This is a genomic window from Corynebacterium sp. ACRPJ (assembly GCF_022347345.1).
In the GTDB taxonomy this organism is placed as follows: domain Bacteria; phylum Actinomycetota; class Actinomycetes; order Mycobacteriales; family Mycobacteriaceae; genus Corynebacterium; species Corynebacterium tuberculostearicum_D.
The window spans coordinates 158839-171813 of sequence record NZ_JAKRNC010000002.1 but is presented as its reverse complement, the minus strand read 5'-3'; the positions used below and the strand labels follow the sequence as shown (position 1 = coordinate 171813).

Annotated in this window: 12 protein-coding genes; 8 read left to right on the top strand and 4 right to left on the bottom strand. The window is 62.6% G+C overall.

The features are described 5' to 3' along the window. Positions 1-157: 157 nt before the first annotated feature. The 3 genes from groES to MHY08_RS02135 all read left to right on the top strand — a co-directional run bounded on the left by groES (position 158) and on the right by MHY08_RS02135 (position 4468). Positions 158-451, top strand: a complete 294-nt coding sequence (gene groES / locus MHY08_RS02145) for a co-chaperone GroES (RefSeq protein WP_204610153.1) — start codon at positions 158-160, stop codon at positions 449-451. 8 nt (positions 452-459) lie between these two features. Next, complete coding sequence (gene groL / locus MHY08_RS02140; protein ID WP_204610151.1) at positions 460-2076, top strand: chaperonin GroEL; 1617 nt, start codon at positions 460-462, stop codon at positions 2074-2076. Positions 2077-2140: 64 nt separating this feature from the next. Beyond that, complete coding sequence (locus tag MHY08_RS02135) at positions 2141-4468, top strand: excinuclease ABC subunit UvrA (protein WP_239235098.1); 2328 nt, start codon at positions 2141-2143, stop codon at positions 4466-4468. 9 nt (positions 4469-4477) lie between these two features. On the opposite strand, the gene MHY08_RS02130 is transcribed toward MHY08_RS02135, so the two are convergent. Next, on the bottom strand, positions 4478-4780 hold the full coding sequence (locus tag MHY08_RS02130) for a WhiB family transcriptional regulator (RefSeq protein WP_005326832.1): 303 nt from the start codon (positions 4778-4780) through the stop codon (positions 4478-4480). Positions 4781-5086: 306 nt separating this feature from the next. Here MHY08_RS02130 and MHY08_RS02125 point away from each other — a divergent pair, with 306 nt between their 5' ends. Beyond that, positions 5087-5659 (top strand): sigma-70 family RNA polymerase sigma factor, encoded by a 573-nt coding sequence (locus MHY08_RS02125; RefSeq protein ID WP_239192960.1) that lies wholly within the window; start codon positions 5087-5089, stop codon positions 5657-5659. A 65-nt stretch (positions 5660-5724) separates the two neighbouring features. Further along, positions 5725-6480 (top strand): hypothetical protein, encoded by a 756-nt coding sequence (locus MHY08_RS02120; protein WP_204610145.1) that lies wholly within the window; start codon positions 5725-5727, stop codon positions 6478-6480. Between the two features lie 3 nt (positions 6481-6483). Here the strand turns inward: MHY08_RS02120 and MHY08_RS02115 are convergent, their stop codons facing one another. Beyond that, positions 6484-6855: a DUF5319 domain-containing protein gene (locus MHY08_RS02115; protein ID WP_005326826.1), complete on the bottom strand. Its 372-nt coding sequence runs from the start codon at positions 6853-6855 to the stop codon at positions 6484-6486. Positions 6856-6974: 119 nt separating this feature from the next. Here MHY08_RS02115 and guaB point away from each other — a divergent pair, with 119 nt between their 5' ends. Continuing rightward, a complete protein-coding gene (guaB, locus tag MHY08_RS02110) occupies positions 6975-8495 on the top strand; it encodes an IMP dehydrogenase (protein WP_204610143.1) in 1521 nt (506 codons plus the stop codon). A gap of 7 nt (positions 8496-8502) precedes the next feature. Continuing rightward, positions 8503-9666, top strand: coding sequence for a GuaB3 family IMP dehydrogenase-related protein (locus MHY08_RS02105; RefSeq protein ID WP_239235096.1), 1164 nt, complete (start codon positions 8503-8505; stop codon positions 9664-9666). A gap of 111 nt (positions 9667-9777) precedes the next feature. On the opposite strand, the gene MHY08_RS02100 is transcribed toward MHY08_RS02105, so the two are convergent. Next, positions 9778-10149, bottom strand: a complete 372-nt coding sequence (locus MHY08_RS02100; protein ID WP_204610142.1) for a hypothetical protein — start codon at positions 10147-10149, stop codon at positions 9778-9780. A gap of 33 nt (positions 10150-10182) precedes the next feature. On the opposite strand from MHY08_RS02100, the gene guaA reads away from it, so the two are divergent. Further along, a complete protein-coding gene (guaA, locus tag MHY08_RS02095) occupies positions 10183-11757 on the top strand; it encodes a glutamine-hydrolyzing GMP synthase (protein ID WP_204610141.1) in 1575 nt (524 codons plus the stop codon). Between the two features lie 66 nt (positions 11758-11823). Here guaA and MHY08_RS02090 read toward each other — a convergent pair whose 3' ends face one another. Beyond that, on the bottom strand, positions 11824-12861 hold the full coding sequence (locus MHY08_RS02090; protein WP_239235094.1) for an HNH endonuclease signature motif containing protein: 1038 nt from the start codon (positions 12859-12861) through the stop codon (positions 11824-11826). Positions 12862-12975: the final 114 nt, after the last annotated feature.

The following is a 12975-nucleotide window of genomic DNA, read 5'->3' as shown; positions in this document are numbered from 1 at the left end:
CCGAGCCATTGTTGAGGGTTAGCAGTCACGAGGGTAGAGTGCTAATCAGGTTGTTTGACCCACAGTTGTTCACCCGCGACGACGGCTGTGCTGGACATCCACAACCGGCACGCGCGCGCCATACCGGTGCGCATACGAACACTACGGAGGAAACATCATGGCAAACATCAAGCCTCTCGAGGACCGCGTCCTCGTACAGATCGTAGAAGCTGAAACCACCACCGCTTCCGGCCTGGTCATCCCAGATTCTGCCAAGGAAAAGCCACAGGAAGCCACCGTCGTTGCAGTAGGCCCAGGCCGCACCAACGACAAGGGTGAGGCCACCCCGGTAGGCGTCAACGAAGGCGATACCGTGGTCTTTTCCAAGTACGGCGGCACCGAGCTGAAGTACAACGGCGAGGAGTACCTGCTGCTGTCCTCCCGTGACCTGCTCGCCGTCATCGAGAAGTAGGCCCACTTATGGCAAAGCTCATTGCATTCGACCAAGAAGCCCGCGAGGGAATCCAGCGCGGCGTCGATACGCTGGCTGATGCCGTCAAGGTCACCCTCGGCCCGCGCGGCCGCAACGTCGTGCTGTCCAAGGCCTTCGGTGGCCCCACCGTCACCAATGACGGCGTGACCATCGCCCGCGATATCGACATCGAGGAGCCCTTCGAAAACCTCGGCGCGCAGCTGGTCAAGTCCGTTGCTGTCAAGACCAATGACACCGCAGGTGACGGCACCACCACCGCTACCTTGCTGGCCCAGGCGCTCATCTTCGAAGGCCTGCGCAACGTCGCGGCCGGCGCCAACCCAGTCGAGCTCAACCGCGGCATCGCAGCAGCGGCCGAAAAGGCCGTCGAGGAGCTCAAGGCCCGCGCCACCGCGGTCAACTCCTCCTCTGAAATCGCGCAGGTAGCTACCGTCTCCTCCCGCGACCCGGAGGTTGGCGAGATGGTTGCCGGCGCCATGGACAAGGTGGGCAAGGACGGTGTGGTCACCGTCGAGGAATCCCAGACCATCGACTCCGCAGTTGACGTCACCGAGGGCATTTCCTTTGACAAGGGCTACCTTTCCCCGTACTTCGCTACGGAAGAAGAGACCTACCACGCCGTGCTGGACGACGCCGCAGTATTGCTCGTCCGCAACAAGATCTCCTCCCTGCCGGACTTCCTGCCGCTGCTGGAGAAGATCGCCGAGACCAACCGCCCGACCCTCATCATTGCGGAAGACGTCGAGGGCGAGCCGCTGCAGGCGCTCGTCGTCAACTCCATCCGCAAGGTGCTCAAGGTCGCGGCCGTGAAGGCCCCGTACTTTGGCGAGCGCCGCAAGGGATTCATGGATGACCTGGCCGTCGTTACCGGCGCCACCGTCATCGACCCAGAGGTGGGCGTCAACCTCAACGAGGCTGGCCTCGACGTGCTCGGTTCTGCCCGCCGCGTGACCATCACCAAGGATGACACCGTCATCGTTGATGGCGGCGGCACCGCTGAAGCAGTAGAAGAGCGCCGCGAGCACATTCGCCGCGACATCGAGCGCACCGATTCCACCTGGGATAAGGAAAAGCTCGAGGAGCGCCTGGCGAAGCTCTCCGGCGGCGTGGCCGTCATCCGCGTTGGTGCGGCTACCGAGACCGAGGTCAACGAGCGCAAGCTACGCGTCGAAGATGCCATCAACGCCGCCCGCGCGGCCGTCGAAGAGGGCGTTATCGCCGGCGGCGGCTCCGTGCTGGTCCAGATCTCCAAGGAACTCGAGTCCTTCGCTGAGGGCTTTGAGGGCGAGGCTAAGGTCGGCGTTCTCGCCGTCGCCCGCGCCCTGACCCGTCCGGCGTTCTGGATCGCCGAAAATGCTGGCCTCGACGGCGCCGTCGTCGTCTCCCGCGTTGCCGAGATGTCCAACGGTGAGGGCTTCAACGCCAATACCCTGGAGTACGGCAACCTCATCGATAACGGCATTATCGACCCGGTGAAGGTCACTCACTCCGCCGTGGTCAACGCCACCTCCGTGGCCCGCATGGTTCTTACCACCGAGGCCTCCGTGGTGGAAAAGCCACAGGAAGAGCAGCCTGCTGACGCCGGTCACGGCCACCAGCACTAAACCTTCCCAACATCGCCCGCCCCGCTTCCCGCGCGGCGGGTTTTGTTGTACCTAGACTAGGCCCGTGGAATACATCAAGGTCACCGGCGCACGCGAAAACAACCTACGCAATATCTCCCTGTCCATCCCTAAGCGCCAGCTCACCGTCTTTACCGGCGTATCCGGCTCCGGCAAATCCTCCCTGGTCTTCGACACCATCGCGGCCGAGTCTCAGCGGCTTATTAACGAGACTTACCCCGGATTCGTGCAGGGGTTTATGCCGTCGTTGGCCCGGCCGGACGTCGATAAGCTAGAGCATCTCACGGCCGCCATCGTGGTGGGCCAGGAGCCCATGGCCGCCTCCTCGCGCTCCACCTTTGGCACCGCCACCGATATCACTGCCATGCTGCGCGTGCTGTATTCGCGCATGGCCACCCCGCGCGCCGGCGGCCCGGCGGCCTACTCCTTTAATGTGCCCTCCGCCTCCGGCCAGGGCGCCATCGAGGTCAACGGCACTAAGGAGGTGCGCCGTTTCGAGCGCACCGGCGGCATGTGCCCCGAATGCGAGGGTACCGGCCGCGTCTCCGATATTGATCTGTCGTGCCTAGTCGACGAGGAGCTTTCGCTTGCCGACGGCGCCATTATCTACCCCGGCATGAAGCCCAACTCCTGGATGTGGCGCGCCTACGCCGAATCCGGCCTCTACCCGGCCGACATTTCCGTCCGCGAGTTTACGGCCGAACAAAAAGAGGCGCTGTACTATACCGAGACTAAAACCAAGGTCGGCGGGGTCAACATGAGCTACATGGGCCTGGCCACGCGCCTGCGCAAAAACGTGCTGAGCAAACCGGTAGAAAGCCTGCAAAAGCACATGCGGGCTTTTGTTGAGCGCGCCGTCGTCTTCGTCGCCTGCCCCGACTGCCACGGCACGCGCCTGGCCCGCCACGCCCGCGAATCCTATATCGAGGACGCTTCCATTGCGGACCTGTGCGAGATGGAGCTTACTGACCTGCGCGGTTGGCTCGCGGGCGTCTCCCTGCCGGCCGCGCAACCACTGCTCGATTCCATTGCCGCGGCCGTCGACAACGCCATCGAGCTCGGCCTGGGCTACCTCACCCTCGCCCGCGCGGCCGGTACGCTTTCTGGCGGCGAGGCCCAGCGCACCCGCATGGTTCGCCACTTGGGCTCCGCGCTTTCCGACGTCACCTATGTCTTCGACGAGCCCACCGCCGGCCTGCACCCGAGCGACTGCGAGCGTATTAATAGCCTCTTGCTGCGGCTGCGCGATAAGGGCAATACCGTGCTCGTAGTAGAGCACAATCCCTCTACCATCGCAGCGGCGGATCGCGTGGTGGATCTTGGCCCTGGCGCCGGCCGGGACGGCGGCCGCATTACCTTCAGCGGCACCCCCGCCCAGCTGCGCGCGGCCGATACCACCACGGCCCGGCATATGTCGGGGCCCGTTACGTTAAAGGACAACGTGCGTACACCTACCGGGACTTTCGCGGTCCGCGGCGCCCAACGCAATAACCTGCGCGGAATCGATGTGGATTTCCCGGAAGGTGTCTTGACCGTCATTACCGGCGTCGCCGGTTCCGGCAAATCCTCGCTCACGGCCGAGATCCCGGCCGTAGTAGGGGAGCGCTTGCTCAGCATCGGACAGGCCCCCATCAAGGGCTCGCGCCGCTCCAATCCTGCGACCTACACTGGCGCGCTCGACCCCATCCGCAAGGCCTTTGCCAAGGCCAATGGAGTAAAGCCCGCACTCTTTTCCGCCAATTCCGAAGGTGCGTGCCCCAAATGCAACGGTGCGGGCGTGGTCTATGTGGAGCTGGGCGTGATGAGCGGGGTAGACGTCACGTGCGAAATCTGCCAAGGCCGCCGCTTTTCGGCCGATGTGCTGGCCTATACCTTGTGCGGGCGCACCATTGCGGATGTCTTCGAGCTCTCGGCCGCCCAAGCCGCGGATTTCCTGCGGGAGGTCAAAGTCCCGGCCGCGGCGAAAATCTGCGATACCTTGTGCACCGTCGGCCTGGGGTATCTCACCCTAGGCCAGCCGCTGTCCACCTTGTCCGGCGGCGAGCGCCAGCGCCTCAAGCTCGCAGCGCACCTGAGCGATAAGAAGTCCACCGCTGATGTACTGGTTCTCGATGAGCCCACGACCGGCCTGCACCCGTCAGATACCGCCCGGATTCTGACGCTGCTGGATGAGCTGGTGGACTCCGGGCACACCGTCATCTGCATCGACCACAATCTGGCCGTTCTCGCGCATGCGGATCACGCCATCGACTTGGGCCCCGGCGCCGGTTCGGCCGGCGGCCAGCTGGTCTTTAGCGGCACCCCGGCCGACCTAGCCGAGCAGCAAGACTCGGTGACGGGGCGCTTTCTTGCCGACGCCCTCGTCTCCCCCTAACCTTCTGCCTTAAGCGTTGACCGGCGCGGCGGCGCGGCGGCGCTGGCGCAGCGCAACGACGCGCTCGGATTCGCTCATTCCGCCCCAGACGCCGTAAGGCTCGGCGGATTGCAGAGCATGCTCGCGGCACAAATCAATGACCGGGCAGGAATTGCAGATGGCCTTGGCGCGGTTCTCGCGCTGGGCGCGGGCACGGCCACGCTCGCCATCTGGGTGATAAAACACGTCCGAGTTTTCTCCGCGGCAGGCGCCTTGTAGCTGCCAATCCCACAAGTCAGCGGTGGGACCGGGAAGCAAATGAGGCTGAGACACGTTACTAAGCTCCTTTGTAAGGGCGAGAATTCTTGTGTGGCTTCCGCAGTGTTACGGAAAGCAACCTCACGTAGTGTTTCGCGCGTGGGTAAACGGTGGGTTACCGATTTTTGACTTTTAAGTATTGTTCTCGCCATTCCCCTTCCTACACCACGGTTTACCAGCGCAAACGTCGAAGGTTAACGGTTTGTGAATTTTCTGTCTCTCAGCTTGCATAGGTAATGGGGCTGCGCGTTGCCTTTGCATAAACTTCCCGTGTGCCAATATGGTTAGTTACCGGTTTAAAACATGTCAGAGGGTGCATACGTGAGTGATAAGGAACAGGAGCTAGCGGATCTCGTCCCGCATGCCGTCGACGGCAGCCGTCGAGCGCTGCAAAAAGTCCTGCGGATCATTCACCCGCAGGTGCTGCGCTACTGCCGCGCCCGCATCGGTGGCGGCCGTCAACCCACCGCGGAGGATGTAGCCCAAGAGATCTGTCTTGCAGTGGCCACCTCTATTGGCTCCTACGAGGACAAGGGCCGTCCGTTTATGGCCTATGTCTACGGCATTGCGTTCAACAAGGTCACCGATGCCCACCGCGCCATGGGGCGCGATAAGTCCACCCCTACCGAAGAAATTCCAGAAGACTCCGCGCGTGACGCCACCCCTGAAGAGTGGGCATTGGAGGCCGACGGTAGTAACAGAATGCGCGCCTTGCTCGATACGTTAAGTGACAAGGCGAAAAACATCGTTATTCTGCGCGTGTTCAACGGTTTGTCGGCAGAAGAAACCGCGGAAATTGTGGGTTCCACCCCAGGTGCGGTTCGTGTCGCACAACACCGAGCACTCGCTCAATTGCGAAAGACCCTCCAAGCCGCCCAGGAAACTGCGCGCTAAGGGCCTAGCGGCCGACTCTTACAGCAGATATTTCATATCAGAAAGGAAGGGGGAGAGACACCATCATGGCACCGAAGCATCACGGCGATAATGACGGCCTTGCAGACCAGCTCCAGCCCTTGGTAGATGATGATGCATTCCTCACCGAGCTTTCGAAGGGGACTAACCCTTCCGACAGCCAGGACGACCTGGCGGAGCTGCTGCTGGAGTTAAAGGGGGACGTCGATAAGCAGATGCCTCCAGCCCCGCTGGTAGAAGGCGCCGACGCTGAGCCTGAGGTCATCGACCTAGGCCAGGCCCGCAAGCGCCGCCGCGGCGGCCCGTTCGTACATGGACTCATCGGTGCGGCGGCCGCAACCCTAGTTATCGCTGGAGCCGGTGGTGCGATGTTGCACGCCGGAACCCTTGATAAGGGCGATAAGACCCGCAACGTGGAGCTGGCCGGCACGTTGGAAGAGATGGAATCTCGCGCGGCCGAAGGCGATATTGAAGGCGCTCGCGAACTGATGAAGGACGCCCGCGCCAAGCTGGATGAGGCCGAAGGCAAAGAAGAAAAGGCCATCGCCGCCAACCGCGAGGCGGAACAAAAGCGCTCTGCGCAACCGAAGCCCACCCCGCACACCGTGACGGAGACCACCACCGAAACCGTTGCGGAAGAGGCTTCGCAACCGGAACAGCAGCCGGAGCAGGTCACCGTGACCGAAACTCAATACGCCACCGAAACCGTGGTGGTCACGGAACAAGGACAGCCAAACCCGCAGCCCAACCCCAACGTTGAGGACGCGCCGACGACCACCATCGAGTTGGGTCAGCAGCAGTAGAAGCTAGCGGCCCTCTAGGCCATCCAAGTAACCCAAGGCGTAGTCCCAAGGCACGTAGCGGGAGGGATCTGGCTCGGCTCCTGGCTCATGCACCGGTGCTAGCTCGCCTTCAAGGGTGGCGCGCATATTGGCGGCCATAATGTCCCACTCATAAAAGTGGTTTTCCTGGCAATCCTCGCACAAGAAGAAGATGCCGTCGATGCCGCGCGGGCCGAGGATGGACGCAAATTTCTGCACCAGCGCGAGGTCGTGAATGATGGCGATCCGGTCGTCGTCGGTAAGCGGCATGACCTGCTCGTCCTCCTCCAGGAAGGAGGCGGGGTCATTCGGATCATCGGCGAAAGGATCGCGGGGCATATTGGCGAAGAAGTTCACGCCTGCGAGCCTATTGAACTTACCCTCCCGAGGCAATTTACCCCCTGCCCAAATGGTGTCGTCGGCCGGCAACGCACTACAGTTGGGTTAGCCGCTAAACCTGTTAAGGAGAGACCTCGATGAGCGAGAACCGTATTCATACTGGTGGAGATGACCCGAACAAGGTAGCCCTGCGCGGCCTGACCTTTGATGATGTGCTCCTTTTGCCCGCCGAATCCAATATCGTGCCCTCCGAGGTCGATACTGGCGCGCAATTTACCCGTAATATCCGCCTCGGCGTTCCGCTTGCCTCGGCCGCCATGGATACCGTGACTGAGGCCCGCATGGCCATTGCCATGGCCCGCCAGGGTGGTATCGGCGTGCTGCACCGCAACCTGTCCACCGAGGACCAGGCCGAGCAGGTAGAGATTGTGAAGCGCTCCGAGTCCGGCATGGTCACCGACCCCATCACTGCCCGCCCGGATATGACCATCGGGGAAGTAGACGCGTTGTGCGCCCGCTTCCGCATCTCTGGCCTGCCGGTGGTAGACGAGGATGGCACCCTGGTGGGCATTTGCACCAACCGCGATATGCGCTTCGAGCCTGACTTTGACCGCAAGGTCAGCGAGGTCATGACGGCCATGCCTCTCGTCGTTGCGCGCGAGGGCGTATCCAAGAAGGAAGCCCTCGAACTGCTCTCGGCCAATAAGGTGGAAAAGCTGCCCATCGTCGATGCGAACAATAAGCTCACCGGTCTGATTACCGTCAAGGACTTTGTCAAGACCGAGCAGTACCCTAACGCGTCCAAGGACTCGGCCGGGCGACTGTTGGTTGCGGCCGGCATCGGTACCGGCGAAGAGTCCTACCAGCGCGCCGCCGCGCTTGTCGACGCCGGCGTGGACGCCCTCGTCGTCGACTCCGCCCACGCCCACAATAACCGCGTGCTGGAAATGGTCTCCCGCGTGCAGAAGGATTTCGGCTCCAAGGTCGATGTCATCGGCGGTAATCTCGCCACCCGCGAGGCCGCCCAGGCAATGATCGATGCCGGCGCCGACGCCATCAAGGTCGGCATCGGCCCAGGCTCCATTTGCACCACCCGCGTCGTCGCCGGCGTGGGCGCGCCGCAGATTACGGCCCTGATGGAGGCCGCCGCAGTAGCTGGCCCGGCCGGTGTGCCGGTTATCGGCGATGGTGGCATGCAGTACTCCGGCGACGTCGCCAAGGCCCTGGCGGCCGGCGCCGATACCGTCATGCTGGGCTCCATGTTTGCCGGCACCACCGAAGCCCCCGGCGATATCGTGGTCTACCAGGGCAAGCAGTACAAGCGCTACCGCGGCATGGGCTCCATGGGCGCCATGCAGGGCCGTGGCCTCTCTGGTGAGAAGCGTTCCTATTCCAAGGACCGCTACTTCCAGGCCGATGTCCGCAGCGAAGACAAGCTGGTTCCGGAAGGCGTCGAGGGTCGCGTGCCCTTCCGTGGCGATATCGATGCCATCGTGCACCAGATTATTGGCGGTCTGCGCGCTTCCATGGGCTATACGGGCTCCGCCACCCTGGCCGAGCTAAAGACCAAGCGCTTCGTCCAAATCACCGCCGCAGGCCTGAAGGAATCCCACCCGCACCACCTGCAGCAAATCGCAGAAGCACCAAACTACCGCTAGGAATATCATGCGTGAATACGCCGAAATTGGCATCGGCCGCGAGGCCCGCCGCACCTTTGATCTAGAGCAACTATCCATCGTGCCGCAGCGCCGCACCCGTTCCTCCAAGGACGTGGACACCACCTGGCACATCGACGCCTATACCTTCGACATCCCCTTCGTGTCCCACCCCACCGATGCGCTCGCCACCCCTGAGTTCATCATCGAGATGGGCAAGCAAGGTGGCCTCGGCGTCATCAATGCCGAGGGCCTGTGGGGCCGCCACAAGGACCTCGAGGGCGCCCTAGCCCGCATTTACTCGCAGCCGGGCGATAACTCCATCATCCAGGAGCTGCACGCTGCCCCGCTTGACGACGCCCTCCTTGCCGAGCGCATCTCCCAAGTCCGCGACTCCGGAGTCACCGTTGCTGTGCGCGTATCCCCCCAAAATGCTCGCGAGATGGCCCCGAAGGTCATCGCGGCCGGTGCAGAATTGCTATTTATCCAGGGCACCTTGGTGTCGGCCGAGCACGTGGCTACCGGCGGTGAACCGCTGAACCTCAAGGAGTTCATTGGCTCCCTTGACGTTCCCGTCATCGCCGGCGGAGTTACCGACTACACCACTGCGCTACACCTGATGCGCACCGGTGCGGCCGGCGTCATCGTTGGCGCAGGCGTGACCACTAACGCCGAGACCGTAGGCATCGACTCGGCCATGGGCACCGCGATTGCCGACGCCGCCGCAGCCCGCCGCGACTACCTCGACGAGACCGGCGGCCGCTATGTACACATCATCGCCGATACCGAGTTTGAAAACTCCGGCAATATTGCCAAGGCTTTTGCCTGCGGCGCTGACGGTGTTGCTCTCGGCCCACTGCTTGCCCAGGCCCGCGAGGCCGGCGGCAAGGGCTGGTACTGGCCTGCCACGGCCGGCCACCCGCGTTTCCCACGCGGCTTCGTTCAGTTCTCCGGGGCCGATACCGACTTGGACGTCGATTTCCTCACCACCGGTACCCCGGCCGAAGCCACAGAAGAATCGGCCGCCCCGTCGCTGGAAACCGTGCTGCACGGTCCCTCCAGCGAGCCCTTTGGCCGCACCAACCTGGTCGGCGCGCTGCGCCGTTCCATGGCCAAGTGTGGCTACACCGACCTGAAGTCCTTCCAGAAGGTCGAACTCGCCGTTCGCTACTAATCCGCGCGAGAGTCCTGACGCGGCTGTGCCTTCTCGGCGCAGCCGCGTTTCTTTGTTTCAGGGCTTCCTTCGCCGCCGAACAGATACCAGTTGGCGAGGTAGGAGAGTGGTTTAGGAAACCAATTGCCAGCCGCCCTCACGCCTCCACGTGGTCTTGTCCGTCGTTGGCCGCCATTGCCCTGAGTTGTGGACTGGGCACACGCGTACTCCCGAGGGATTGAGCTCTACAACCTTCTCTTCGCCGCTCGCGCGTAGAACCACCGAATTTTGCGCTACTTCTGGATGCCCCACGCGCTCTGCCTGCTGCGTGCCGCACAATGGAACCCACTCATCCCACTCGCTTCCAAAGATTTCCGCGGCCGGAAGTGTTACCTGTTGCGGGCCTTGTTCATCCAGCGCAGACGCCACCTCGGCCGTAGTTGGGGTGGCGTCACAACCGCACAACAACAGGCTCGCGGCGAGCACAATAGCCAAGCGCTTCATAAGCTATCAGTTTAGTGGGTTAGACTATGGGGCGTGACTAAGCCAAATACTACCCCGCGCCCCGTCCTCGTTGTGGACTTTGGCGCTCAGTACGCGCAGCTTATTGCCCGCCGCGTGCGCGAGGCCAAGATTTACTCCGAGGTTGTCCCCAACTCCGCGTCTGTGGAGGAAATCAAAGCTAAAGATCCCGCCGCGCTTATTCTGACGGGCGGTCCGTCCTCTGTCTATGCTGACGGCGCCCCGGCTCTGAAGCCGGAGCTGCTTGAGCTCGGCATTCCAGTCTTCGGCATCTGCTACGGCTTCCAGGCCATGAACCATGCGCTTGGTGGCACCGTGTCGTCGACTGGCGAGCGTGAGTACGGCCGTACCGATATGAATGTCAAGGGCGGCGTACTTCACGAAGGCCTGGAGGCTACCCACAAGGTGTGGATGTCTCACGGCGATGCCGTATCTGCCGCTCCTGAAGGTTTTGAGGTTACGGCCACGTCGGCCGGTGCTCCGGTTGCAGCGATGGAGTGCCTGGACAAGAAGATGGCCGGCGTGCAGTACCACCCTGAGGTACAGCACTCGCCGCACGGCCAGGAGGTGCTTACCCGCTTCCTTACTGAGGTTGCTGGCCTAGAGCAGAACTGGACGGCCGATAATATTGCCGAGCAGCTCATCGCGGATGTCCGCGCGCAGGTGGGCGAGGAAGGCCGCGCTATTTGCGCCCTGTCCGGCGGTGTAGATTCCGCTGTAGCGGCCGCACTGGTGCAGCGCGCCATTGGCGATCGCCTCACCTGTGTCTTCGTTGACCACGGCCTGCTGCGTGCCGGCGAGCGCGAGCAGGTGGAGAAGGACTTTGTCGCCTCCACTGGAGCGAAGCTGGTGACCGCAGATGAGCGCGCTGCCTTCCTGGAAAAGCTGGCAGGAGTTAGCGATCCAGAAGCTAAGCGCAAGGCCATCGGCGCGGAGTTTATCCGTTCCTTTGAGCGCGCGGTTGCAGGCGTGCTTGACGACGCCCCCGCAGGCTCCACCATCGACTACCTCGTCCAAGGCACTCTGTACCCGGACGTTGTCGAGTCTGGCGGCGGCGATGGCACGGCGAATATTAAGTCTCACCACAATGTCGGCGGTCTGCCAGATGACGTGGAGTTCAAGCTGGTCGAGCCGCTGCGCCTGCTGTTTAAGGACGAGGTACGTGCCGTCGGCCGCGAGCTGGGCTTGCCAGAAGAGATCGTTAGCCGCCAGCCATTCCCTGGCCCGGGCTTGGGTATCCGCATCATCGGTGAGGTGACCGAGGAGCGCTTGGAGACGCTACGCGAGGCAGACCTTATTGCTCGCACCGAGCTGACCAATGCCGGCCTGGATGACCAGATTTGGCAGTGCCCGGTAGTACTGCTGGCCGATGTCCGCTCCGTTGGTGTGCAGGGCGATGGCCGTACCTATGGCCACCCGATTGTGCTGCGCCCGGTGTCCTCGGAAGACGCCATGACCGCAGACTGGACCCGTTTGCCTTACGAGGTGCTGGAGAAGATTTCTACCCGCATCACCAACGAGGTGAAGGACGTCAACCGCGTGGTCTTGGACTGCACCTCCAAGCCACCGGGAACCATCGAGTGGGAGTAAAACGGCATGCGTAGAAGGCGCTCAGTCTAGTGCTGAGCGCCTTTTCGCTCGTTTTGGCGCCGGCGTTTACTCGCGCGGGGTAAACGGTGGCCGCCACACAATGCGCCCGCCCACCCGCTCGAGGCGGCCGCGCCGAGGTGGGGCGTTGGGGTCATCGTCGTTGACGCCATTATGGTAAGCGCAGCACATGACCAGGTTTTTCATATTCGTCTCCCCGCCATTGCTCCACGCTTTAAGGTGGTGGACTTGGGAGAGGTCGGCCGGCTGGTTGCAGCCCGGCCAGGCGCAGCGTGGGTTTTCTGCGGCGGCCATAATGCGCTGCTTGTCATTGGCCACGCGCGCCGTGCGGTAGAGATTGACTGGACCTTCTTCGGGGTGCACGAGCGTGACGTAGCCGGTTTCTTTGTCGCCAGCAAAGCCGACGTCGTTGAGCACGCGGCGCAGATATTCGGTGCCGGTGATGGTGGCGCCATTGGTCAGATCGAGCTCGATATCATTGCCGCGGCCGTCGCGGATGCGGATGAATTTGTCTAACGGCACGATGGCATTGGTCACCACTTCTGCCCGCGCGGCCGCAGCTTGGTCAAAGAAGATCTTTTCTACCGCCTCGAGCGATTGCTTTCCGGTCGCGGCCAGTGCGGCGTTGAGATCCGCGATGAAACTAGAGGTTCCGGTGATGGCAAGCGTCCAGAAGTCATTGGGGCGTCGGTAAGTGCGCACGCCTGGGGCTACGGTGTTGTCCTTCATTTCGCGCAAGCGCCGTCGGGCGTGTTTAAGGATGTGGCTCATTGAGCTGGTCATCGCGCAGCATTCCGCGCGCAGCTGCCAGGCCTGCTTTTTGCTGGGCGCGCGGTTAACAATGCGTTCTAGGGCGGTAAGGGTGGCGATGGAGTGGGTGTTGCGGCGGGCGTCGGCAATAGCGCGGCGCTGCAGGCGCGTAAATTTGGTGCGGCCGAAGTAGCTTTCGCACAAAAGCAGCAGATCGGCGGCGATGGCATCGGGCGCGCCGCGGTCCATGAGCTCGGACCCGGACATGCCTTGGCACCCGGCGATGATATCCATGCCAGGGCCCAAGGCGGTGAGGTAGGTCTTGAGTGCGTTCATGCCTGCAACGCTACGGCGCGCACCTACACCAGCGCACGGCCGGCGCAACCGCTACGGCCGATTCTGTGGATAACCCGGCCCGCATACCCGCCATGGGTCGGAAAAGCTGTGGAT

What these genes read in the sequence shown, in the direction of transcription:
- groES (WP_204610153.1), top strand. Translation starts at nt 158, where the DNA reads ATGGCAAACATCAAGCCTCTCGAGGACCGCGTCCTCGTACAGATCGTA.
- MHY08_RS02120 (WP_204610145.1), top strand. Translation starts at nt 5,725, where the DNA reads ATGGCACCGAAGCATCACGGCGATAATGACGGCCTTGCAGACCAGCTC.
- MHY08_RS02090 (WP_239235094.1), bottom strand. Translation starts at nt 12,861, where the DNA reads ATGAACGCACTCAAGACCTACCTCACCGCCTTGGGCCCTGGCATGGAT.
- MHY08_RS02100 (WP_204610142.1), bottom strand. Translation starts at nt 10,149, where the DNA reads ATGAAGCGCTTGGCTATTGTGCTCGCCGCGAGCCTGTTGTTGTGCGGT.
- MHY08_RS02105 (WP_239235096.1), top strand. Translation starts at nt 8,503, where the DNA reads ATGCGTGAATACGCCGAAATTGGCATCGGCCGCGAGGCCCGCCGCACC.
- guaB (WP_204610143.1), top strand. Translation starts at nt 6,975, where the DNA reads ATGAGCGAGAACCGTATTCATACTGGTGGAGATGACCCGAACAAGGTA.
- groL (WP_204610151.1), top strand. Translation starts at nt 460, where the DNA reads ATGGCAAAGCTCATTGCATTCGACCAAGAAGCCCGCGAGGGAATCCAG.